General features: G+C 66.1%; 20 protein-coding genes. All 20 read right to left on the bottom strand.

Annotated features, from left to right (window positions below; genetic code table 11):
* Nucleotides 1-73: 73 nt before the first annotated feature.
* Nucleotides 74-760 carry a DivIVA domain-containing protein gene (locus AC1DIP_RS14560; RefSeq protein WP_477734149.1) on the bottom strand — a complete coding sequence of 229 codons (687 nt, stop codon included), beginning with the start codon at nucleotides 758-760 and terminating at the stop codon, nucleotides 74-76.
* Nucleotides 761-935: 175 nt separating this feature from the next.
* Nucleotides 936-1,223 (bottom strand): YggT family protein, encoded by a 288-nt coding sequence (locus AC1DIP_RS14565; RefSeq protein ID WP_141160843.1) that lies wholly within the window; start codon nucleotides 1,221-1,223, stop codon nucleotides 936-938.
* 135 nt (nucleotides 1,224-1,358) lie between these two features.
* The gene (locus AC1DIP_RS14570) at nucleotides 1,359-1,889 is read right to left on the bottom strand and encodes a cell division protein SepF (RefSeq protein ID WP_141160844.1); all 531 of its coding nucleotides are present in this window, start codon (nucleotides 1,887-1,889) and stop codon (nucleotides 1,359-1,361) included.
* A gap of 90 nt (nucleotides 1,890-1,979) precedes the next feature.
* On the bottom strand, nucleotides 1,980-2,726 hold the full coding sequence (locus AC1DIP_RS14575) for a YggS family pyridoxal phosphate-dependent enzyme (protein ID WP_477734150.1): 747 nt from the start codon (nucleotides 2,724-2,726) through the stop codon (nucleotides 1,980-1,982).
* Nucleotides 2,719-3,408 (bottom strand): purine nucleoside phosphorylase YfiH/LACC1 family protein, encoded by a 690-nt coding sequence (locus AC1DIP_RS14580; protein ID WP_477734151.1) that lies wholly within the window; start codon nucleotides 3,406-3,408, stop codon nucleotides 2,719-2,721. Before AC1DIP_RS14580 ends, AC1DIP_RS14575 begins: the two co-directional genes overlap by 8 nt.
* Nucleotides 3,409-3,416: 8 nt before the next feature.
* Complete coding sequence (gene ftsZ, locus AC1DIP_RS14585; RefSeq protein ID WP_476210535.1) at nucleotides 3,417-4,670, bottom strand: cell division protein FtsZ; 1,254 nt, start codon at nucleotides 4,668-4,670, stop codon at nucleotides 3,417-3,419.
* Between the two features lie 185 nt (nucleotides 4,671-4,855).
* Entirely contained in the window at nucleotides 4,856-5,779 is a 924-nt protein-coding gene (locus tag AC1DIP_RS14590; RefSeq protein ID WP_477734152.1) for a cell division protein FtsQ/DivIB, read from the bottom strand.
* Nucleotides 5,772-7,148 carry a UDP-N-acetylmuramate--L-alanine ligase gene (gene murC / locus AC1DIP_RS14595; protein WP_477734153.1) on the bottom strand — a complete coding sequence of 459 codons (1,377 nt, stop codon included), beginning with the start codon at nucleotides 7,146-7,148 and terminating at the stop codon, nucleotides 5,772-5,774. The genes AC1DIP_RS14590 and murC overlap by 8 nt, the downstream gene beginning before the upstream one ends.
* On the bottom strand, nucleotides 7,145-8,245 hold the full coding sequence (gene murG / locus AC1DIP_RS14600) for an undecaprenyldiphospho-muramoylpentapeptide beta-N-acetylglucosaminyltransferase (protein WP_477734154.1): 1,101 nt from the start codon (nucleotides 8,243-8,245) through the stop codon (nucleotides 7,145-7,147). The genes murC and murG overlap by 4 nt, the downstream gene beginning before the upstream one ends.
* A 6-nt stretch (nucleotides 8,246-8,251) precedes the next feature.
* Nucleotides 8,252-9,586 carry a putative lipid II flippase FtsW gene (ftsW, locus tag AC1DIP_RS14605; RefSeq protein ID WP_477734155.1) on the bottom strand — a complete coding sequence of 445 codons (1,335 nt, stop codon included), beginning with the start codon at nucleotides 9,584-9,586 and terminating at the stop codon, nucleotides 8,252-8,254.
* A gap of 2 nt (nucleotides 9,587-9,588) precedes the next feature.
* Nucleotides 9,589-11,166, bottom strand: a complete 1,578-nt coding sequence (gene murD, locus AC1DIP_RS14610) for a UDP-N-acetylmuramoyl-L-alanine--D-glutamate ligase (RefSeq protein WP_477734156.1) — start codon at nucleotides 11,164-11,166, stop codon at nucleotides 9,589-9,591.
* Nucleotides 11,148-12,257 (bottom strand): phospho-N-acetylmuramoyl-pentapeptide-transferase, encoded by a 1,110-nt coding sequence (mraY, locus tag AC1DIP_RS14615; protein ID WP_476210526.1) that lies wholly within the window; start codon nucleotides 12,255-12,257, stop codon nucleotides 11,148-11,150. The genes murD and mraY overlap by 19 nt, the downstream gene beginning before the upstream one ends.
* A complete protein-coding gene (locus tag AC1DIP_RS14620; protein ID WP_477734157.1) occupies nucleotides 12,254-13,717 on the bottom strand; it encodes a UDP-N-acetylmuramoyl-tripeptide--D-alanyl-D-alanine ligase in 1,464 nt (487 codons plus the stop codon). The genes mraY and AC1DIP_RS14620 overlap by 4 nt, the downstream gene beginning before the upstream one ends.
* A gap of 6 nt (nucleotides 13,718-13,723) precedes the next feature.
* A complete protein-coding gene (locus tag AC1DIP_RS14625; RefSeq protein WP_477734158.1) occupies nucleotides 13,724-15,355 on the bottom strand; it encodes a UDP-N-acetylmuramoyl-L-alanyl-D-glutamate--2,6-diaminopimelate ligase in 1,632 nt (543 codons plus the stop codon).
* A 96-nt stretch (nucleotides 15,356-15,451) separates the two neighbouring features.
* A complete protein-coding gene (locus AC1DIP_RS14630; protein WP_477734159.1) occupies nucleotides 15,452-17,254 on the bottom strand; it encodes a peptidoglycan D,D-transpeptidase FtsI family protein in 1,803 nt (600 codons plus the stop codon).
* A 48-nt stretch (nucleotides 17,255-17,302) separates the two neighbouring features.
* Nucleotides 17,303-17,995: a cell division protein FtsL gene (gene ftsL, locus AC1DIP_RS14635; RefSeq protein ID WP_476210519.1), complete on the bottom strand. Its 693-nt coding sequence runs from the start codon at nucleotides 17,993-17,995 to the stop codon at nucleotides 17,303-17,305.
* Nucleotides 17,992-18,984 carry a 16S rRNA (cytosine(1402)-N(4))-methyltransferase RsmH gene (gene rsmH / locus AC1DIP_RS14640; protein ID WP_477734160.1) on the bottom strand — a complete coding sequence of 331 codons (993 nt, stop codon included), beginning with the start codon at nucleotides 18,982-18,984 and terminating at the stop codon, nucleotides 17,992-17,994. The genes ftsL and rsmH overlap by 4 nt, the downstream gene beginning before the upstream one ends.
* 167 nt (nucleotides 18,985-19,151) lie before the next feature.
* A complete protein-coding gene (gene mraZ, locus AC1DIP_RS14645) occupies nucleotides 19,152-19,580 on the bottom strand; it encodes a division/cell wall cluster transcriptional repressor MraZ (protein WP_018763545.1) in 429 nt (142 codons plus the stop codon).
* Between the two features lie 365 nt (nucleotides 19,581-19,945).
* Nucleotides 19,946-20,317 (bottom strand): DUF3040 domain-containing protein, encoded by a 372-nt coding sequence (locus AC1DIP_RS14650; RefSeq protein WP_476210514.1) that lies wholly within the window; start codon nucleotides 20,315-20,317, stop codon nucleotides 19,946-19,948.
* A 252-nt stretch (nucleotides 20,318-20,569) separates the two neighbouring features.
* Complete coding sequence (gene dinB / locus AC1DIP_RS14655; RefSeq protein WP_476211871.1) at nucleotides 20,570-21,802, bottom strand: DNA polymerase IV; 1,233 nt, start codon at nucleotides 21,800-21,802, stop codon at nucleotides 20,570-20,572.
* Between the last annotated feature and the right edge of the window lie 85 nt (nucleotides 21,803-21,887).

The raw sequence follows: 21,887 nt of genomic DNA on the forward strand, positions 1-21,887 counted from the left end.
TTGGGTGTAAATGCCAAAAGCCGGTGGCCGAGGAATCCTCAGCCACCGGCTTTCAGAATACGTGCTGCCAGCCTTAGTTGGCTTCGCTGACTTCCGGGGTCGCGACGGAGCCGCGGGCATCCAGGTCGCGGAGCTGGCCCTCGATGTAGGCCTTGAGGCGTGAGCGGTAATCGCGTTCGAAGCCGCGGAGCTGCTCCACCTTGCGTTCCAGGACGGAGCGCTGCTGTTCCAGGGCACCGAGGATCTTGCGGGACTTTTCCTGAGCATCGTTGACGAGGCTGCTGGCTTCGATCTGCGCTTCGGCGATGATCTTGTCCTTCTGGGCCTGGCCGTCGGCGACGTGGCGGTCGTGCATCTGCTGTGCCATGGCCAGCAGGCCGGCGGCGGATTCAGCAGAAGGCGTGGCGGCAGCGGCGGGCGCGGCCGGTGCGGCTGCAGCCGGGGCGGCCGGCTGGACGTCCTTCTTCTTGTTGGCTTCGGCGGACTTGGCCTCTGCCTCTGCCTTCTCGCGGGCTTCGTCCTTGTCGGACTTGACCGGCGCGGGGACCTTCTCCACCACGGGAGCGGCGGAAGAGCTTGCCGGAACGCTGGAACCTGCGTCGGCGAGCTTCTTGCGGAGCTCGTCGTTTTCCTGGTTCAGGCGGCGGAGTTCGACGACGATTTCGTCCAGGAAGTCGTCAACTTCGTCCTGGTCATAGCCCTCACGGAACTTGGTGGGCTGAAAGCGCTTGTTGACAACGTCTTCTGGCGTCAAAGCCATCTGGTCACCTCACTGGTCTGGTTAGTCAGTAGGCCTTCCGGCCGTCAAAACTAAGGTACCTAAATTTGGTCTGCTTACTCTAATTCAACACTGCGGTGTCAAACGGGAGGTTTCTTCGCTTTACAGTAGCTGTTCCGGGAGGGAACAGGCTGCATTGCCGGGCCTGGCGGAAAAATCAGGCCAGTCCCCTGGTGACGTTCATGGCGATGCTGACGCCGATGAACAGGATCAGGAAGCCAAGGTCCAGGGAGACTCCACCAAGCCGGAGCGGCGGGATCAGCCGCCGCAGGCCCTTCAGTGGCGGGTCCGTGATGGAGTAGACGGCGTGCGCTGCCACCAGGGCCGCGCCGCGGGGCCGCCATTCCCTTGCGAACATCTGCACCCAGTCGAACACCAGGCGGATGATGAGGGCCACGAAGAACAGCAGCAGGGCGAGATAGAGAAGTCCGAAAACAATTCCCATGACTTATTTCATATCTCCAGATTCATGCGGCCCATCCGTGGCGGCGGCCGCTGTCGTACTGCTGTTGTCTTGTCTATTTCAGCACAGATGCCAGACAGGTGTCCCTGCCTGGCATCTGTGAACAGCCTGTGGTGCTTAGCTTTGGTTGAAGAAGCTGGCCTGCGTGTCGCTGGCCTTCTTGTCGTCACCGATCACTTCGACGTAGGACGGTGAGAGCAGGAACACTTTGTTGGTGACCCGTTCGATGCTTCCGCGCAGGCCGAAGACGAGCCCTGCCGAGAAGTCCACCAGGCGCTTGGCGTCGGCCTCACCCATGTCCGTGACGTTCATGATCACCGGAATACCGTCCCGGAAGCTCTCGCCGATGAGCTTGGCATCGTTGTAGGAGCGTGGGTGGATGGTGGTGATCTGGCGCAGGCCGGTGTTCTCTTCACGGCTCGAAGCCGCACGCTTTATGGGGGTCACAGGGGCGCGGTATTCCTCTTCAGGGGCGTAGGACGCCTCGCGGCTGACTTCGCGGACCGGCGCCGGAGCACGGCGTTCCTCGCGGTCGACTTCCATCGGTTCGTCCTCATCCTTACGTGTGGTCTGTTGCTCGGGCTCGTAATGCTCATCGCCGTCGGCGAGCCCAAGATAGATCATTGTCTTGCGCAGAGCGCCGGCCATGGTCGACTCCTAATCGTGTCCCGTAAGCGGGCCGCCCAATGATTTGACAGCACTGGAGTCCCCCGCCCATCACTTCCAATAGGTCCGACGCTACCCCACGGCAGGACGGGAACCGAGAATATCGGAACCGATTCGCAGGTGTGTCGCCCCGAACTTGATGGCAGGCTCCAGGTCCTGGCTCATACCGGCTGAGATGGCGCCGGCACCGGGGTACTCCGCCACCAGCCGGGCGGAAACGGCTGCCAGTTTTTCGAACGCCGGCCCTGGCGGGGCACCCAGCGGGGCCACTGCCATGACGCCCGCCAACTTGAGCCCATCGGCACCGGCGATCCGTTCTGCCAGGAGCGGCACGTCGGCGGGTGCTGCCCCGCCGCGGTGGGTACCGGCGTCGTCCTCAAGGCTGACCTGGATGAAGCACTCCAGCTGCGCACGCCCGCTGGAATCCATCTCGTTCCGCACTGCCTTCGCCAAGGCATCCACCAGCTGCGGCCGGTCTACGGAATGGACGGCGGCCGCGTAGCGCGCCACGGACTTGGCCTTCTTTGTCTGCAGCTGGCCGACAAAATGCCACGCCAGCCCGAGATCAGCGAGCTCCAGCGCCTTGGCGGCAGCTTCCTGGTCACGGTTCTCGCCCACATCCGTGACACCCAGGGCGGCCAGGCGCCGGATGTCAGCTGCCGGGTGGAACTTGGTGACCACGATCAGCGAGGGAAGGTTGTCACTTCGACCCGCGTCGTTGGCGGCTGCGGCGATCCGCTTCCGCACTACGGCGAGCCGTTCGGCAAGCTCTGCGCTGCGGGGATCATGTTCGGGCCTGTCGTCCGGCTGCTCAGTCATGGCACCAGACCAATCCGGCGAAGCGGCCCGTGTTCCGGTCCCGGCGGTACGAGTACAGCGAGTCCGTTTCCAGCGTGCAGGCGCCGGCGTATTCCACCTGCACCCCCGCAGCCTCCAGTTGGGCGCAGGCACCGGCGGGCAGGTCCAGCGCCGGCGTTCCCCAACTGGTGGTGCTCCGCGTTGCCGGAACCAGGGCTGCAACCTCGTCACGCAGGGCGGCGGGGACTTCGTAGCAGGACCCGCAGATCGAGGGACCCAGCCACGCCCGGATCCGGGCGGCACCCAGGGACTTCATGCTGTCCACGGCGGCCGGCAGGACACCGTTGGCGATCCCGGGGCGGCCGGCATGGACGGCGGAAAGCACGGGCCCGCTCCCGGACTCCCCCGCCAGCAGGACCGGAATGCAGTCCGCCACCATGACCGCGAGGGGCAGGCCGCGGGACACCATGGCATCGGCTTCAGGCGCGGGTGACGCGGCGTCCATGATGGCCACAGTATTGCCGTGCACCTGGTTCATGAAGCGCAGCGAGCCGGGCGCCGCGGCGATGGACTCTTCCAGTCGCAACCGGCGCTCCCGGACCGCGGCGGGATCGTCCCCCACGTGCAGGGCAAGGTTTCCCGCTCCCGCGTCGGTGAATGCGGCCGACACCCCGGGAAGGATGTCGGCACGCCAATGGAACAAGCCGCTGCCTACTTCAGGAAGTCGGGAACATCCAGGTCATCCGGGTGGGTTCCGGTGAGATCCGGCTCCACCACGGAGGGCAGGTCGACGTCGAAGCCGGAGTCAGCGGGAACGGCCTGCGGACGCTGCTGTCCCCAGTTGCTGAGTCCCGCGGCGCCAACACCCGCGTGGATCGGCTGCACGTTCTGCTGGTGGCCTCCGTTGCCCTGGTGGTTCCCGTTGTTCGAGTGGGCCGAGGCGGGAGCAGCAGCAGGGGCGGCGGGCCGCTGCGGCGCGGACTGCGGCTGGGACTGGTCCATGGAGGGTGAGGTTGCCTTCACGTCGTCGAAGCCTGCAGCGATCACAGTGACGCGTGCTTCGTCGCCCAGGGCGTCGTCAATGACGGCGCCGAAGATGATGTTCGCCTCGGGGTGGGCCACTTCCTGCACCAGGCGGGCTGCCTCGTTGATTTCGAACAGGCCCAGGTCCGAGCCGCCCTGGATGGACAGAAGCACGCCGTGGGCGCCATCGATGGACGCTTCCAGCAGCGGGGAGGCAATGGCAAGTTCCGCGGCCTTCACGGCGCGGTCTTCGCCCCGCGCGGACCCGATGCCCATGAGGGCCGAGCCCGCGCCCTGCATGACGGACTTAACGTCAGCGAAGTCAAGGTTGATCAGGCCCGGGGTGGTGATGAGGTCGGTGATGCCCTGGACACCGGAAAGCAGGACCTGGTCGGCGGAGCGGAACGCGTCAAGGACGGACACGTTCCGGTCGCTGATGGACAGCAGGCGGTCGTTGGGGATCACGATGAGGGTATCCACCTCGTCGCGCAGGGCGTCGATGCCTGCCTCGGCCGAACCGGCACGGCGGCGGCCTTCGAAGGTGAAGGGGCGGGTGACGACGCCAATGGTCAGGGCACCCAGCGAGCGGGCGATCCGGGCGACGACGGGCGCGCCACCGGTGCCCGTGCCGCCGCCTTCGCCGGCGGTGACGAAGACCATGTCGGCGCCACGGAGGACTTCCTCGATCTCGTCCGCGTGGTCCTCGGCGGCCTGCTTGCCTACCTCGGGGTTGGCGCCTGCACCGAGGCCACGGGTCAGCTCGCGCCCGACGTCGAGCTTCACGTCGGCGTCGCTCATGAGCAGGGCCTGGGCGTCGGTGTTGATGGCGATGAATTCAACACCCCTGAGGCCGACCTCGATCATGCGGTTGACTGCGTTCACGCCACCGCCGCCGATGCCGACGACTTTGATGACGGCCAAGTAATTCTGCGGAGCTGCCACGTTACGTGTCCCTTGTTCGTGTCTTATTGCGAAAACTGATGGTGAGCTTGAAACCCTCAACCCTAACCCTCCGGTTGAAGGTTAGAGTTATGTCAAGTAACTCTTGTCTGTGACGGTATTTCCTCTGGTTCCGACATTCAATGACCGGGTCCGCGTGTCGGATTAATACCGGGGAAAGAAAGCGCTCAGCGCGTCACGGGGTGCCGGGGCACACTGACATCGTAGACCCTGACCGGGTTCTTGGGGTCCACCGGAGCCTTGAGGAGGGCGGCCAGGACCTTGGCTTTAAGTTCCTTCTCCGAGGCGTTGCCCCACACGATCGTCTGGCCGTCAACCAGCTTGAGCTCCACGGCATCCACGGACTGCGCGGAGGCATTGGACAGCTTGGCCAGGATGTCTGCCGGGAGCGCACCAAGCACTGCCGCGGTGGCGCGGAACAGGTCCTGGCCGATCGCGCCGGCACCGCCGTCGATGACCGGAAGCGACGCTGATCCGGGATCAGCCGTGGTTGCCAGCTGGACGCCGTCGACGTCCACCAGCTGGTACTGCTCCCCCTGCTTGACCAGGGCCACGGGCACCCGCTCATGCACGGCAACGGCGAGGGTGGACGGCGGCCGCGCCTCCACTGATATGGATTTGACCTGGACCATGGACCCCAGGAGTCCCCGAACGTCGTCGTCGCTGATCTGGGGCAGCGGCTTGCCGCGCAGGGGTTCGAGCGCAGTCTGCACCTGGGCAGGGGTCACGAAGTGCGTCCCCGTCACCGAGATGGTCTGCAGGGCCAGGACCGGCGAATAGATGGCGGCGGCCAGCAGTCCCGCCACCAGCGCCAGTACTGTTCCCGCGGCGAGCAGGACTTTCTTCCTGCGGCGCCGGCCTTTGGGCTCGGGGAAGGCGAGGACCGTTGCCCCGGAGGGCTTTTCCGCCTTCGCCTGCTTGGGCGCCGACGGCTCCGGGACGCTGCGGGACGCCGTAATGACGTCGGAACCGGCGGTGCCCTTCTGGGATGCGGCGGACCGTGCCGCCGTTTCCGCGTTGTCCGCGGCCGGCGCGGCGGGACGGCCGTTCCGCTTGGGCGGGGCGTAGGTGGGCCGGCGGGAGCTAGGCACGCAGCGCCTCCACGATCAGCGGGCCGTAGGCGGTGACGTCACCCGCGCCGACGGTGAGCACCACATCGCCGTCCGCAGCGGCTTCCACCAGGGTCCCGACGGCGTCGGCCGCCGCAGCGAGCCGCCCGCCTTGGGTGAGGTGGTCGGCGATGAGCTGGCTGGTGACGCCCGGGATGGGGTCCTCCCTGGCGGGATAGATGTCCAGGACCAGTGCGGTATCGGCAAGGTTGAGGGCGTCCGCGAACTGCTCCGCGAACTCCCGGGTGCGGGAGAACAGGTGCGGCTGGAACAGGACGTGGACCCGGTGGCCGCCCGCTACCGAACGGGCTGCGCTGAGGGCGGCCCGGACCTCCGTGGGATGGTGGGCGTAGTCATCGAACACCCTGACGCCGCGCGCCGAGCCCTTCAGTTCGAACCTGCGTGAGGCGCCGGCGAAGTGTGCCAGGCCGGCGGCGGCTGCCGCCGGTTCCACGCCGAGTTCCAGGGCCACGGCAAACGCGGCCGCGGCGTTCAGCGCGTTGTGGCGTCCGGGAACCTGCAGTGACAACCCGTACCCGGCGCCATGCGCCTCCACTGCAACCTGGCCTGGGCCGTCGTCGTGCAGGCGCACGTCCGCAGCCTCGTTGGTGCCATACAGGAGCACCCTGGTGTTGCCCCTGGCCCGGGTCCGTTCCGCCAGGGCCAGCGCCCCGGCGTCGTCCGCGCAGGCCACCAGGAGGCCGTCGGCGGGCAACAGGGCAGTGAAGCGGTCGAAGGACTCGTACACGGCCTCAGCTGTGCCGTAGTAGTCCAGGTGGTCGGGCTCCACATTGGTGACGACGGCGATGCGGGGCAGGTAGTTCAGGAAGGAACCGTCGGATTCGTCCGCCTCGGCAACGAAGATGCCGGACGTGCCGTGCGCGGCGTTGACGCCCAGCGCAGGGATGGTGGCGCCGACCGCGAACGACGGGTCCAGTCCCGCCGCCTGCAGCAGGACTGTGACCATGGACGTGGTGGTTGACTTGCCGTGCGTGCCGGCCACCGTGACCACGGTGTCATCGCCCATGGTCGCCGCAAGGGCCTGGGAGCGGTGCAGCACCGGCAGCCCTGCCTGCCGCGCCGCCGCCAGTTCCGGGTTGTCGTCCCGAATGGCCGAACCCGCCACGACGGTCTGCGCGTCGCCCAGGTTGCCGGCGGCGTATCCGACGGCGATGCGCGCACCGGCCGCGGCCAGGTCCGCCATCACGGGGAGCTCTTTTGCGTCTGAGCCGCTGACCGGTACTCCGCGCGCCACCATGATGCGGGCCACGGCGGACATTCCTACTCCCCCGATCCCGATGAAGTGCACCCTGCCGAGGGAGGCCAGCTGGGGGGTGGTGTGGGCGTTCATGCAGATACCGCTTCCAGGACAAGACCAGCCATGCGCTGGTCGGCGTTTCGGATGCCGAGCCGGTAGGACTTCGCCTCCATGGCTGCAAGCCGTGCTTTATCGGTGGCCAGCGGGACCAGTTCCCGGGCGACCCATTCCGGGGTGAAGTCGCGGTCGGCCACCAGTACTGCGCCACCTGCGGAAACCAGGCCCGCTGCGTTCAGTGCCTGTTCCCCGTTGCCGATCGGGAGTGGCACCAGGACCGCCGGTACGCCGACGGCGGCGACTTCGCATACCGTGGCAGCCCCGGACCGGGCCAGCAGGAGGTCGGCCGCGGCGTAGGCCAGTTCCATGCCGTCGATGTACTCCACCTGCCGGTAACCCTCAGCGGCAAGGGGATGCCCCGCCTGGTCCAGGACGGTCTTTCCGCGGCCGGTGACGTGGAGGGTCTGGATGCCGGCCTCCGCAAGAAGGGCCAGAGAGGCTGCGATGGTCCGGTTGATGCTTTGTGCTCCCGACGATCCGCCGGTCACGATCAGGGTGGGTTGCTGGGGATCCAGCCCAAGGGCCTCGCGTGCCGGGGTGCGGGCAGTCTTCCGGTCCAGGCCGGAGATTTCCTTGCGCATGGGCATGCCGACGTGCACGGCGTTCCGGAGTGGTGTGCCCTCGAAAGCCACGGCAACCCGGCCCTTGAGGAAGGCCCCCACGCGGTTGGCCAGCCCGGGACGGGCGTTGGCTTCATGGATCACGATGGGAATTCGGCGTTTCCGTGCCGCCAGGTACAGGGGGGTGCAGACATAGCCGCCGACGCCCACCAGTACGTCGGCCTGCGCCCGGTCCAGGATGGCGCCGGCCTGCCGGACTGCCCCGGCGAGCCGCCCCGGCAGGCGGAGCAGGTCTGCGGAGGGCCGGCGTGGAAACGGCACACGGTCGATCGTTGCCAGCTGGACGCCGGCGGCGGGAACCAGCCGCGTTTCCATTCCGGATGGAGTTCCGACCGCCAGGATCGAGGCATCCGGGGCTTCGCTGCGCAGGGCCGCGGCGATGGCGAGGAGCGGGCTGATATGGCCGGCCGTGCCGCCACCTGCCAGGACAATGGAAGGGTGTGTCGGAGTCATAGGGTGTCAGGCACGCTTTCTGGAATTCTTGGGCTGATTCTTGTCCCGCCCCGGCTTCAGCTTGAACTTCAGCATCCGTTTGGGGCGCATGGCAGGAGCCATTTGCTCGCGGGCCAGGGACAGGACCACGCCTACGGCACACAGTGACATCAGCAGGGCCGAGCCGCCGTAGGAAATAAACGGCAGCGGAACACCGATGACGGGCATCAGGCCGGTGACCACTGACATGTTCACGGTGGCCTGGCCCAACAGCCAGACCATGATGGTGCCGGCGAGGACGCGGTGGAACATGTCTTCCTGTGCCACCACCACACGGTAGATCGCAGCGCCAAGGATGGCGAAGAGCACCAGGACGACGACGGTTCCCACCAGGCCGAGTTCCTCGCCGATGATGGCGAAGATGAAGTCGTTGTGGGCTTCGGGGATCCAGCTGTACTTCTGCCGGCTCTGCCCCAGGCCGACCCCCAGCCAGCCGCCGGAGGCAAGGCCGTACATGCCGTTGGTTGCCTGGTAGTTGGCGTCAATGCCATCGGCGCAGGACTGTCCTGTCCACCAGGAGGTGATGCGGCACATGCGGTTGGAGCTGGTGACGGCCATGACGGCGGTGCCGGCGGCCGCGATGATGCCTGCAATGCCGAAGAGGTAGAGCGGAACGCCGGCGAAGAACAGCGCCGCCGCCATGATCAGCATGATGATCATGGCGGTGCCAAGGTCGTTGCCCACCAGGATCAGGACAATGACGATGGCCGCCATGGGTATGGCGGGTACCAGCACGTGCTGCCACCGGTTCAACAGCTTGCCTTTCCTCGCCAGCACCGTCGCCAGCCACAGGGCGAGGGCAAGTTTGGCCGCCTCGGAAGGCTGGAACGTGATGCCGCCAAGGTCGATCCAGTTCCGGTTGCCGTTGATCTCGGTACCCACCACCTGGACCAGGCCCAGGAGCAGCACGGCTACCCCGACGGCGGGCCATGCGAGGCGCTTCAGCCAGACGACGTTGATGCGTGAGAGCACGAACATGGTGAAGATGCCGATGGCGGCGAAGACACCCTGCTTGAGGGCGTCGCCATAAGGGGACTTCCCGGCGGCGATGGATTCAACGCTCGAGGCGGAGAGCACCATCATGATGCCAATGGCCGTCAGGGCCAGGGTGGCGCCAAGGATGAGGTAGTAAGTGGACCCGTTCCGGGACTTGCCGGTGCCCTCCAGTGCGGACCAGAACCGGCGGTACAAGGTACGCAGCTGGGCGCCGGCAGCGGCAGGCTGCCGGACGGCGCTTGAGCCGGGCCGGGGTGTACCGCCCTTCGGCGTGGCACCCTGCTGCCGGGTGGGCGTGCTGACCATTGTTACTCCTCGCCGGTCTGGGCCTGCCCTTCCACCAGCTCGCGGACAGCGTCGATGAAAGTACCACCACGATGAGCGTAGGAAGAGAACTGATCCATGGAAGCAGCTGCCGGAGCCATGAGCACGGTGTCGCCGGATTCGGCGAGCCGGGCCGCTGAAGCAACGGCCCAGGACATTACCTGTTCTCCATTGCCGGGGGTACCGGCAGGGGTGCCACCGGGCGCCGGAGCAGTCTCCACTCCTTCAGTGTCACCTGCCCCCGGTTCGATCACCGGGACATCTGGCGCGTGTCGCTGGAGGGCTTCCCGCAGGTGCGAGGTGTCGGTTCCGATCAGGACAACCGCCTTGAGCCGGGATGCGTGGTCACGGACCAGGTCGTCGTAGCTCACGCCCTTGGACAGGCCGCCGGCGATCCAGACCACCTTGCTGAAGGCCGACAGGGATGCCGACGCGGCATGGGGGTTGGTGGCTTTGGAGTCGTTGACCCACAGGACACCGTTCATGCGGGCGACGGGCTGGATGCGGTGGTCGCCGGGCACGTAGTCAAGGATCCCCTGGCGGACAGCCTTGGCGTCAACGCCGTACGCGCGCACGAGGCCGGCAGCCGCAAGGGCGTTGGCCACCATGTGCCGGGGGGCCAGCGGGCCGAGGTCGGCCATCGAGGCAAGTTCCGCTGCGCTGTCCCGGCGTTCCTCGATGAAGGCCCGGTCCACCAGCAACCCCTCCACCACACCAAGCATGCTGATGGCCGGCGTCAGTGTGGTGAAGGCAACGGCGCGGCAGCCTTCCACCACGTCGGCGTTTTCCACCATGCGCTCGGTTTCCACCTGCTCGGCGTTGTAGATGCAGGCTTTCTGGGTCCGCTCGTAGACCTTTGCCTTGTCGGCCAGGTAGGAATCGTAGGAGCCGTGCCAGTCGACGTGGTCTTCGGCCACGTTGAGGCACACGCTGGCTACGGGCGAGACCGATTCAGCCCAGTGCAGCTGGAAGCTGGAAAGTTCGACGGCGAAGACGTCGTACTCCACGGGGTCACGAAGGGCATCGAGGATGGGGGTGCCCACGTTGCCGACGGCGATGGCCTTCAGGCCCGCGGCCCGCAGCATCGATTCGGTGAGGCCCACAGTGGTGGTCTTGCCGTTGGTGCCGGTGATGGCAAGCCAGTCCGCCGTCTTCCGGCCTTCCCTGACCCTTACCCGCCAGGCAAGTTCGACGTCGCCCCAGACCGGGATGTGCGCCCGTGCCGCCGCGGCAAGCAGCGCCTGGTCCGGCCGCCAGCCCGGCGAGGTCACGATCAGTTCCGGAAGTTCGCCATCGATCTTCGGCAGGTGGGCCACCGCGTCCGGGCCCAGCAGAACATCGGCGGCACCCACGATCTTCAGGGTGTCGGCATGTGCACGGGCCGTGTCGCTGGTGGCGGCATCCACCACCACCACGCGGGCACCGAGCTCGATCAGGGTGTCAGCGGCGGCAAATCCGGACACGCCGATGCCCGTCACGGCCACGCGCAGGCCGGCCCAGTCGGAGTCCCAGGAAACGAGGTTTGCCAGGCGCGGGGAAACGGTCACAGCAGTACAACCCATTCAGCGTAGAAGATGCCCAGGCCCGCGGCGACGAACAGTCCGCCCAAAATCCAGAACCTGACCACGACGGTCACCTCGGCCCAGCCCTTCAGTTCGAAGTGGTGCTGCAGTGGCGCCATCTTGAACACACGTTTCCCGCCGGTTGCCTTGAAGTAGCCCACCTGGATGATGACGGACAGCGTGATCAGCACGAAGAGGCCGCCCACGATGCCCAGCAGCAGTTCGGTGCGGGACAGGATGGCGAATCCGGCCACGGCCCCGCCGATGGCCAGCGATCCGGTGTCGCCCATAAAGATCTTTGCCGGTGACGTGTTCCACCACAGGAAGCCCACCAGCGCGGCGCTGAGGATTGCGGCCAGGAGGGCCAGGTCCAGGGGGTCCCTGACCAGATAGCAGCCGCTGCCGGCTTCCCGGGGGGAACCGCAGGCCTGGTTGCTCTGCCAGATGCCCATGAGGGTGTAGGCGCCGAACACCATGATGGAAGCTCCGGCGGCCAGGCCGTCCAGTCCGTCGGTGAGGTTGACGCCGTTGGTGGCTGCGGTGACGATCAGGTTGGACCAGATCACGAACAGCACCGCACCCAGGACGGTACCGCCAAAGGCGAGGTCCAGCCAGGGAACGTCCCGGACCAGCGAGATCTTCGTTGATGCGGGGGTCAGCCCGGCGTCGTTGGGGAAGTTCAAAGCCAGGACGGCGAAGATGATGCCGACGGCTGCCTGGAGGATGAGCTTGGCCTTGGCGTTCAGGCCAAGGCTCCGCTGCCGGGAGATCTTGATGAAGTCGTCCAGGAAGCCCACCAGGCCCATGCCGACCATGAGGAACAGCAGGATAAGGGCGGAGGCCGAGGGTCCGGGTGAATCCGGGTTCATCATCAGCATGATGAGGTGGGTGAGCCCGTAGCTCAGCAGGACCGCAGCCACCACTACGGTGCCGCCCATGGTGGGCGTTCCGCGTTTGGTGTGGTGCGATGTGGGGCCGTCGTCACGGATGAACTGGCCGTAGCCACGGCGCACCAGCAGGCGGATGAACAGCGGGGTGCCCACCAGGGCAAAGAGCAGGGCAAGGCCTGCGCCGATCAGCAGAGCAATCACAGCAGAGTGCTCCTTTCGTCGGCAGGGGTCGGGGCTGGGGGTAATGCTATCCGATCGCCCAAGTGGCGGAGTCCCACGCTGTTGGAGGACTTGAACAGCACCAGGTCACCTGGCTCGAGTTCTGCGGCAAGGACGTCGTAGGCCTCCTCAAGCGTTTCCGCGAAGAGGCATTCGTCGCCCCAGGAGCCCTCATTGACGGCCGAAACGTACAGGGCGCGGGCCTCGCGTCCGATCACCAGCAGCCGGGAGATGTTGAGCCGCACCACCTGCGTGCCGACGGCGGTGTGCTCGCGGATGGAGTCCTCGCCCAGTTCCAGCATGGCGCCGAGCACGGCCCAGGTGCGGCGTCCGCGGCCCAGATCGGCCAGGGTCCGCAGCGCGGCACGCATGGATTCGGGGTTGGCGTTGTACGCATCGTTGATGATGGTGACGCCGTCCGGCCGTTCGGTGCGTTCCATGCGCCAACGGCTGGCAGCCGCCTGGTTGCCCAGGGACTCGGCGATGTGGTCTCCCGGGACGCCCGCAGCCCAGGCGGCCGCTGCGGCTGCCAGCAGGTTCCCCGTGTGGTGTGCTCCGATGAGCCTGCTGCTGACGTGCCGGGCCGCGGCCCCATCGGGCAGCTGGAGGTCGAATTCGGGGCAGCCTCCGGCGTTGGTGTCGGCGTTCAGCGCCTGCACCTGGGCATCCTGGCGGCCTTCCGCGGAAAAGCCGAGGACCTTGGCGTGGGTGCGGCTGCGCATGGCGGCAACCCGTTCGTCGTCAAGGTTGATGATGGCGGTCCCCCCGGCCGTGAGGCCCTCCACCATTTCCCCCTTGGCCAGTGCGATGTTTTCCACTCCGCCGAACTCGCCGGCGTGGGCAGTGCCCACCGCGAGCACGACGCCGATATCCGGTTTGACCATCTCTGCGAGGTAGCGGATGTGGCCGATGCCGGTGGCTCCCATCTCGATCACCAGGTAGCGGGTGTCGGTGCCTGCCCGGAAGACCGTGAGCGGGACGCCCACCTCGCCGTTGTACGAACCCTGGGGTGCCACGGTGGTGCCCTGTGTGCCCAGGATGCCGGCCAGCAGGTCCTTGGTGGTGGTCTTGCCGGCCGATCCGGTAATGCCGACGACAGTCAGCTGGCTGCCGGCTTCTGCACGCGCGGCGCGGATGCGGCGGACTGTTTCGGCGGCGAGGGCCCCCATTGCCAGGATGGCGTCGGGAACCAGGACGGAGGGGTAGGCGGTGCCGTCGGGTCCGGCCACGGGACGCTCGACCAGGGCCAGGACGGCACCGGCGGCAAAGGCCGCGTCGATGAAATCGTGGCCATCGGCATGCTCGCCCGGCTTCGCGACGTACAGCGAACCCGGGGTGGCTTCGCGTGAATCCGTCACCACCGAGAGGGGCGTAATTCCGGGATCGGCGTCCAGGCGCCCGCTGGTGATTTCGGCGATTTCCGCCGCAGTAAATGCAATCATCTCGGTCTAGGACTCTATCCGGTCGTCATGGAGAACGTTGAATCCCCTGGCTGTCAAGGCGGTCCGCAGTTCCACCCTGTCGTCCAGGGCGATATTGACGCCTTTCACTTCCTGCCATACTTCGTGGCCGCGGCCCGCGACCAGGATGGTGTCCTGCGGACGTGCCAGCGCCACGGCGTGCCGGATGGCCTCCGCACGCGGGAAGACCTCCTGCAGTTCGGCGGCCAGGGCCTCGTTGTCGAGGGCTTCGCGGGCGCCTGCCATGACATCGGCCCGGATTGCCGCAGCATCCTCGTCGTGGGGGTCGTCATCGGTGATGATCACGGTGTCGGCGAGGCGGGCGGCGATGGCTCCCATGGCCGGCCGCTTCCCTTGGTCCCGCTGTCCCGTGGCACCGAAGACAACGATCAGGCGCGAGTCCGGTTCCGGTGAGCGGACCGCTTCCAGCGCCCGCGCCAGGGCGTCGGTGTTGTGGGCGAAATCCACCACGGCAGCCGGCCGGTCGGAGACCAGCTGCATCCGTCCGGGCACCGCCACCGTGAAGGGGTCCGCGGTGTCCAGCGCAGCCTGCAAGGCAACAGTATCGACGCCGGACGCCAGGACCATGAGGACGGCCAGGGCGGCATTGGCGACATTGAAGCTTCCGGGCAGTCCGGTGTGGACCTCGAGGGTGGCACCGCCGGGTCCGGTGAGCGTGAACGCGGTCCCGAGGCCCCGGGGAGAGGCAGCCGTGACGGTCCAGTCCGCCGGGCCCGATCCCGTGGTGCTGAGCGTGGTGACCGGCACCGGGGCGCTGCCGGCCAACCGCCGGCCCCACTCGTCGTCGACCGTTACCACCGCACGCCGGGCGCGGCCCGGCGTGAAAAGCTCTGCCTTGGTGGCGAAGTACTCATCCATCGTGTTGTGAAGGTCCAGGTGGTCCTGGGTGAGGTTGGTGAACCCCGCGACGTCGAAGGTGAGCCCGTCCACCCGCTGGTATGAAATGGCGTGCGAGGACACTTCCATGGCTGCAGCGTCGAGCCCGCGTTCACGCATCAGGGCGATGAGTCCGTGCACCTCGGTCGATTCCGGGGTAGTCAGGAGGCTGGGAATCGGCTCTCCTCCGGCCAGGATCTCGATGGTGCCGATCAGTCCGGGCTGCCGGCCCAGGGCACGCAGCAGCGAGGTGATGAAGTAGGTGGTGGTGGTCTTGCCGTTGGTACCTGTAACAGCGAAAAGCTGCAGCGGTTCCCCGCCTGGCGGCTGGCTACCGTAAATCATGGCCGAAAGCGGCCCCACCACGTTGCGGGGCTTGTCGACGACGAGCACGGGCACCGGCGTGTCCGCGGAGAGCGCGAGCAGGCGTGCGCCTGCGTCGTCCGTCAAAACGGCCGCCGCTCCGGCTTCGATGGCGTCAGTGGCAAAATCGGCCCCGTGCCTGCTGGCACCGGGCAAGGCTACGTAGAGGTCCCCGGGCTCCACGGTGCGCGAGTTGAGGGATATGCCGGTGATCTCCATATCTGCGGCCGGAGCGGGTACCGCCACACCAAGGGCCTGCCCGACGGCGGCCAGTCGGACGGGCGCTACGGCCGCTGGGCGGAAGCGGCCTGCTTTTTCATTCCGGGCAGCGTCGCTGCCGGGCGTGGTGAACTCTGACAAGGGGATCTCCGATAGTGCTAGTGCGAGCCCGGCATGGTTCTCCCCGGGCACTGTGATGCGCTGGATGCTGCTGGTACTTCCGGCCTGGAACAGCAGCTACTTGGCGTACTGGGGCATCCTGGCCGGCTCGCCGGTTGAAGGCTGGACGTTGTAGGTCCGCAGCGCCTGGCTCATCACGGACCGGAACACCGGTCCGTTGGTGATGCCGTAAATGCTGCCCTTCGGCCGCTGGAGCACCACCTCCACAATAAACCGCGGATCATCCATTGGTGCCATTCCCACGATGGAGGCGGTGTAGCCGCAGTAGCCGGACTTGCCGTCGTCGCAGGGCGATTCGGACGTACCGGTCTTGGCCCCTACCCGGTAACCATCGATGCCGGCATCCTTGATTTCGCCCTCGGTAACGGCACTTTCCAGGATGTCCTGGACCTGCTGGGCCGTACTGTCCGAAACGATCTGCCGGGGCGGCTGGGCGGGCACTTTCTCCTCGGTGCCGTCAGGCGAAATGTAGGAATCGATCAACCGGGGCTGCAGCATGACGCCGTTGTTGGCAATGCTTTGGTAGGCGCGGACCGTCTGGAGCGTGGATTGGGAAACGCCCTGGCCAAACAGGACGGTGTACTGCTGGCGCCCGTCCCACTGGTCCGAGGGTGTCAGGATGCCCGATGCCGTGGCGGGCAGTCCGATGTCCGGGGCCTCGCCAATGCCGAACTTCTTCAACCAGTCGTAGCGCTGTTCCTTGCTCAGCCGCTGTCCGGCCATCACGGTCCCGGTGTTCATGGAGTACCCAATGATGCCGGCCAGCGTCCGTTCCTCCGTGCCATGGGTGAACGCGTCGCTGAAGGTCTGCCCGTCAACCGTGTAGGTGGGTGGAATGGTGAACGTATCCAGCGGCTTGGCCAGGCCTTCATCGATCACGGCTGCCGCCGTCATCATCTTCTCAACCGAACCTGGCTCATAGGCCGCGGTCACGGAGCGGACGCCGCGGTCCTTGGCGGCCACAGCGCCGGGGTTGTTGGGGTCGGGGGCGTTCGTATCGGCCAGGGCCAGCAGGTTGCCCGTCTTGGCGTCCATCACGATGATGACGCCCCATTCTGCACTCAGTTTGTCTGCCTGACTCTGGATGGCCTGCTGGGCAAAGTACTGGAGATCGGAGTTGAGGGTGAGTTTGACATCCTTGCCGTTCTGGGGCGGTGTCAGCTCGTCCAGGCCAACCGGGATGCGGAGCCCGTCGGCGCCGATCTCGAACAGGCGCTTGCCGTCCGTTCCCTTGAGCTTGTCATCCTGCGTCTGCTCAATACCGGCCTGCCCGGTGGTCCCGTCCTGGAGGAATCCCACTACTCCCCCGGCCACGGCTCCATTGGGGTAGACGCGCTTGCTGACGCCCTCGGCAACGATGCCCGGAACCTGGAGCTTGGAAATCCGGTCCTCGACGTCAGGCTTCACGTCCTTGGCCACAATGTAATACGGCTGCGTTCCGGTGACCGCGTCACGGACGGCATTGGTGTCCATGCTCAGGGCCGCCGCAAGTTCGGAGATGGCCTGGTCGCGGCTGACGTCCACCAGCTTTTCGTGCCCGTCAGTTTGGTCGAGCCGTTTGTATGACTCAGTTTTGGTGTTGACCCGCTGGTCGACCACGATGTTGTAGCGGATCACACTGTTGGCCAGGACGGTGCCCCGGGAGTCCAGGATGCTGCCCCGCTCGGCGGGCAGGATGGCTGAGGTCATGCGGCTGTTCAGGGCAGCTTCCGCCATGCCGCCGACATCCAGCCCCTGGACCAGGAAGAGTTTGCCGCCCACCACCAGCAGGAGAGTGAGCATGATACCCAGTCCCAGGCGCAATCGCTTCGTGGCGTTGGGTACCTTGCTTTTTACTGCTTTGCCGGTCGTCTTCGCCACCGTGAATTTCCTTGCTGCTCGACGATACTGCCTGGCCTGCGTGCCAGCCTACTGTCCGGGGACCTTTTGCTGGGGAGCCGGAACCGAGCCGCCGTGAAGTTCAGGAGCCGGGGTTGCTGCCGCCTGTGCGGCTGCGGCCTGCGCAGCGGCCTGGGCCTGTGCTGCCGCCTGGGCCGCTTCAGCCGCCGGGGCGGAGGAAGTCCGGCCCGCGACGGGAGCCGTTGCGTTGCCTGCGGCCGCGTCCTTGGGAGACGGTACGATCTGTTGCCCTGCGACTGCCGGCGCGGGGATTACCGCTCCCGCCGGTGCGCCCTTGACCGCGGGGGTGGCCTTGCCGGTTACCGAGAGCGTGGAAAGGTCAATCTGGCCCTTGACGGTGGAGGCGACCATCCCCAGCTCAGTGGCCTTGGCTGCGAGGTTCTGGGGAGCTTCGAAGCTCTGCACCTGCTGGGTCAGGTCCTGGTTGGTCTTGGTCAGGGAGCTCTGCTTGGCGCGCAGCTCCACCAGCTGGTACTGGGCGGTGGACACCGAGATGTTCAGGACCAGCACCGCGACCAGAGCCACTGCGAGCATGGCGAAGCACAGCACGACGAAGGGTGCACGGCGCTTCCGCGGCGCCGAGCGGACCACGGAGAGCGGCGTGCGGGCCTTCTGTCCCCCGCCCGGTTTGCCCGCCGGCCGGGTGTCGGGCGCCGAGCTACCGGAAACAACGGGAAAGTTCTTGACGGCGGCGGTGCTCATGCAGCTCTCCTGGCTCTGATTCGTTCTGCCGCACGAAGCCTGGCGGAGGCAGCACGCGGGTTTTCGGCGATTTCGACGGCGGTGGGCACCTCGGTGCCTTTGGTCAGGGTCTTGAGTTCGGGTTTGTGTTCTTCCAGTTCCACCGGGAAGCCGAGGGGAGCCGAAGACTTGGAGCGGGACTGGAAGACACCTTTGACGATCTTGTCTTCCAGCGAGTGGTAGGACATGACCACGATGCGTCCTCCCATGGCCAAGGACTCGACGGCGGCGGGAACGGCCCGTTCCAGGACATCGAGTTCTTCGTTGACCTCGATCCGCAAAGCCTGGAAGGTGCGCTTGGCCGGATGTCCCCCCGACTTGGCAGCGGAGGCCGGGACCACGGAACGGATCTGTTCCACGAGTTCGCCGGTCGTGGTGAATTCCTTCACGGCACGCGCCGCCACGATCCTGTTGGCGATCCGGCCGGCGAACTTCTCCTCGCCCCATTTGCGGATGATCCGTACCAGGTCTTCTTCGCTGTAGGTATTGACCACGTCCGCGGCAGTTTGGCCACGGCTGGTGTCCATGCGCATGTCCAGTGGCGCGTCGAAGGAGTAGGCGAATCCCCGCTCACGTTCGTCAAGCTGCAGGGAGGAGACGCCCAGATCCATGAGGATTCCGTGCACCTCGGCGACGCCGAGGTCAGCCAGGACATCCTGGATCTCGTCATAGACCGCGTGGACCAGGTCAGTCCGGGCGGCGAAGGGTGCCAGCCGCTCCCCGGCGAGTGAAAGGGCTTCCTCGTCGCGGTCAATGCCGATGAGGTGGAGGTCGGGGAACCGCTGGAGCATGGCCTCTGAGTGCCCGCCCATGCCCAGGGTGGTGTCCACGGCAATGGGGGTTTCGCCGCGGAGCCTGGCCGCCTCGAATCCAGGTGCCAACAAATTGATGCACCGGTCGCGAAGGACCGGTACATGGCGTTCGGACGTGGGCTTGGGTTGATCGGTCACGCCTTGTCCTTTCCCGCCGTCGTTGTCCCCTGTTGTTCCTGGGATCAGATCCCCATCCGCGCCTACCGTCCTGCCCGCCTGGCTCCGGGGAAGGTGAGCCAGGTTGGCAGCCGATGGGCCGGCTGGAGATCTCATCCAAGAAACGTCCCTGCCGTTCCCTCCGGAATTCAGAGAATGCCCGGGATGGGATCGTCAGTTTCGGAAAAGGCTGTTTCCTTCTCCGCGAGGTATTCATTCCAGGCCTGGGCGTCCCAGATCTCGGCGCGGGTACCGGCGCCGATGACGGCAAGTTCCCTTCCGAGTCCTGCGTATTCCCGGAGCGCTGGTGGAATTGTCACGCGCCCCTGCTTGTCAGGTACCTCGTCCGAGGCTCCAGAGAGAAAAACGCGGATGTAGTCACGTGCCTGCTTGGAGGAGATTGGAGCCTCCCGCATCTGCTCGTGGACCCGCGCAAATTCCTTCTCACTGAAGACGTAGATGCATCGTTCCTGGCCCCTCGTGAGCACCAGGCCGCTGGCAAGTTCCTCGCGGAACTTAGCGGGGAGAATGATCCGTCCCTTTTCATCCAGACGCGGCGAGTGAGTGCCCAGAAACACTGGCCCACCGCCTGTCCGCCGTCAGGAACTGCACATCCCCTATGTTGCAACCACCCTCTTATGTCCTCCACATTACTCCACTTTCCACCACAGTCAACGCAAAACCGCCCCCCACGAAAGCAAATAATGGGAAACATCCCGCGAAATGCCGCGGATTCGAGGCGGTGGTGGGAAGTGGAGGAATTTTCCCCCAGCGACGCCCGCCGGATGCCACGGGACTGCAGGGTGGATGGCATTCGCAGGAAGGATTGCGGATTAAAAGCGAAAAGACCCGCCGGAGCGGGTCTTTTACGTCAATCCCCCGTGGTCAGGGGAGCAAAATGGAGGAGCCTGTAGCCGCAACGCGGCCGGGGTGGCGCCGGGGGTTAGGGTTCACCCCTGCGTCGTTCATCCCAGCGCTCTTCCAGGCTGCTCATGAATGAACTGCGCTGCTTGCCGGGCTTTCCGCCCGCCGCCTTGGATCCGGCCTTGCCGCGCGAGCTGCGCATCGTGGCGAAGTAGACTCCCCCACCCATCACCACGAATCCCAGCACTCCCACGAGGATGCTTTGCAGGGTGACGCCCACCAGCAGCAGGAACACGCCCGCCAGCGCGCCGAGGACACCAATGACCACATGCCTGGTTGACCATGAACGCCCCGGATCCGAACCCATTGAGTTCGCGAATTTCGGGTCGTCCTCGTGAAGCTGCTTCTCAAGCTGCTCAAGCAGCTTCTGTTCGTGCTCCGACAGCGGCATCACGACCTCCTTTTGTAGGCCAACGTCCGGGCTGATCCCAGCCACTACTTCTACTCCGTAGAACGCCTGCTGTTGCTGGAAAGTTCCCGCCTGGCCGGCCTTGGCCAAAACGGGAACCCAGCATGCGGTCGCGGGAGCGGGAGCATGTCCAAGAGGGTCCGGCAGTAAGTCCATTCACTCGAAACTATGTATCTCTAAGGATAGATTGTCGAGGGCTGATCTGAAAGACGGCAATGACTTCGGCGGACCCCGTCAGGCGGGCCGTTCGGTACTGCCGTCCGGCCGGTTTTCGGGCTCCATCAGACGGGCGGGAAGGACCGATTTGTCGCCGAATTTCCGCGCCACTTCGTCGAGTACCTGCTCGGCCGCGCGCCAGTTGTCATCCCTGCGGTCAATGCTCAGCTGGAGCGAGGTCCGGGCTGCTTCCTCGAGCTGTTCAGCCCTGACTCCCACCAGCCGCACGGCCATGGCCCTGGTTCCGACGGATTCGAGGAGCTGGAGTGCCACGGCGTAGAGCAGCTGGGCGCTGTCCACCGGGGTCTGGACGGTCCTGCTGCGGGTGATGGTGGAGAAATCGGCGAACCGTAATTTCAGGGCCACGGTGCGGGCAACCATTCCGGAGCTCCGCAGGCGGCCGGCGGTGCGGTGGGAAAGGCGGAGGAGTTCCCGGCGAAGAAGGGCGTCGTCGTCGGTATCTGTGGCAAAGGTCTCTTCCGCGCCGATGCTCTTTTCAAGCCGCACCGGCGTCACCGGGCGGGGATCGATGCCCCAGGCGAGCTGGTGGACGTGCTCCCCCGTTGCGCCGAGGACCTTCTTCAACGACGACACCGGAGTTGCGGCCACGTCCGCCACGGTACTGATTCCCATCTTCGCCAGCACCTCCTTGGTCTTGGCGCCCACACCCCAGAGGGCACCCACGGGCAGGCTGTGTAAGTACGGCACCGTCTGGTCGGGGCCAATGAGCAGCAGCCCGTCCGGCTTGCACCGTGTGGACGCGATCTTGGCAACGAACTTGGTCTCCGCAATGCCCACGGAGGCGGTGATGCCGAGCTCCGCGGCCACCCGGCGGCGGATCAGCTCCCCGATGCCGCGGGGCGGTCCCAGCCTGCGGAGCGCACCTGTGACGTCCAGGAAAGCCTCGTCAACGCTGAGCGGCTCGACCAGTCCGGTGATGGATTCAAAGATGGACATCAGCTGCCCGGACACCTCGTAGTAGAGCTTGTGCCGCGGTTCGATCACCACGGCCTGCGGGCACATCCGCAGTGCCACGGCCATGGGCATGGCAGATTTAACCCCGAAGGCCCGGGCCTCATAGGAGCCGGAGAGGACTACCGAACGCTCACCCGGGAAGCCTACGATCACCGGCTTGCCCCGCAGTTCGGGCCGTGTGCGCAGCTCCACCGAAACGAAGAAGGCATCCATATCGACGTGCATGATGCACGTGCGCCGGCTGCCCTGGAGGCGCGCGGCGGATACCTGGTTCATACCTGCTGGCCCCACGGCTGCAATCCTATCGGTTTGTCCGGACCGGGCTGGTTTGTCGGGAGGCCATGGCAGGCTGGCTAAACTG

This window comes from Pseudarthrobacter sp. 05T312 (genome assembly GCF_056396685.1).

Bases quoted from the DNA above. Each gene is read 5' to 3' on its own strand.
- ftsW (WP_477734155.1), bottom strand. From the start codon at position 9,586: ATGGTCAGCACGCCCACCCGGCAGCAGGGTGCCACGCCGAAGGGCGGT.
- murC (WP_477734153.1), bottom strand. From the start codon at position 7,148: ATGAACGCCCACACCACCCCCCAGCTGGCCTCCCTCGGCAGGGTGCAC.
- dinB (WP_476211871.1), bottom strand. From the start codon at position 21,802: ATGAACCAGGTATCCGCCGCGCGCCTCCAGGGCAGCCGGCGCACGTGC.
- AC1DIP_RS14620 (WP_477734157.1), bottom strand. From the start codon at position 13,717: ATGATTGCATTTACTGCGGCGGAAATCGCCGAAATCACCAGCGGGCGC.
- AC1DIP_RS14560 (WP_477734149.1), bottom strand. From the start codon at position 760: ATGGCTTTGACGCCAGAAGACGTTGTCAACAAGCGCTTTCAGCCCACC.
- AC1DIP_RS14565 (WP_141160843.1), bottom strand. From the start codon at position 1,223: ATGGGAATTGTTTTCGGACTTCTCTATCTCGCCCTGCTGCTGTTCTTC.
- AC1DIP_RS14575 (WP_477734150.1), bottom strand. From the start codon at position 2,726: ATGACTGAGCAGCCGGACGACAGGCCCGAACATGATCCCCGCAGCGCA.
- ftsL (WP_476210519.1), bottom strand. From the start codon at position 17,995: ATGAGCACCGCCGCCGTCAAGAACTTTCCCGTTGTTTCCGGTAGCTCG.
- murD (WP_477734156.1), bottom strand. From the start codon at position 11,166: ATGGGTTGTACTGCTGTGACCGTTTCCCCGCGCCTGGCAAACCTCGTT.
- murG (WP_477734154.1), bottom strand. From the start codon at position 8,245: ATGACTCCGACACACCCTTCCATTGTCCTGGCAGGTGGCGGCACGGCC.
- AC1DIP_RS14650 (WP_476210514.1), bottom strand. From the start codon at position 20,317: ATGCCGCTGTCGGAGCACGAACAGAAGCTGCTTGAGCAGCTTGAGAAG.
- AC1DIP_RS14570 (WP_141160844.1), bottom strand. From the start codon at position 1,889: ATGGCCGGCGCTCTGCGCAAGACAATGATCTATCTTGGGCTCGCCGAC.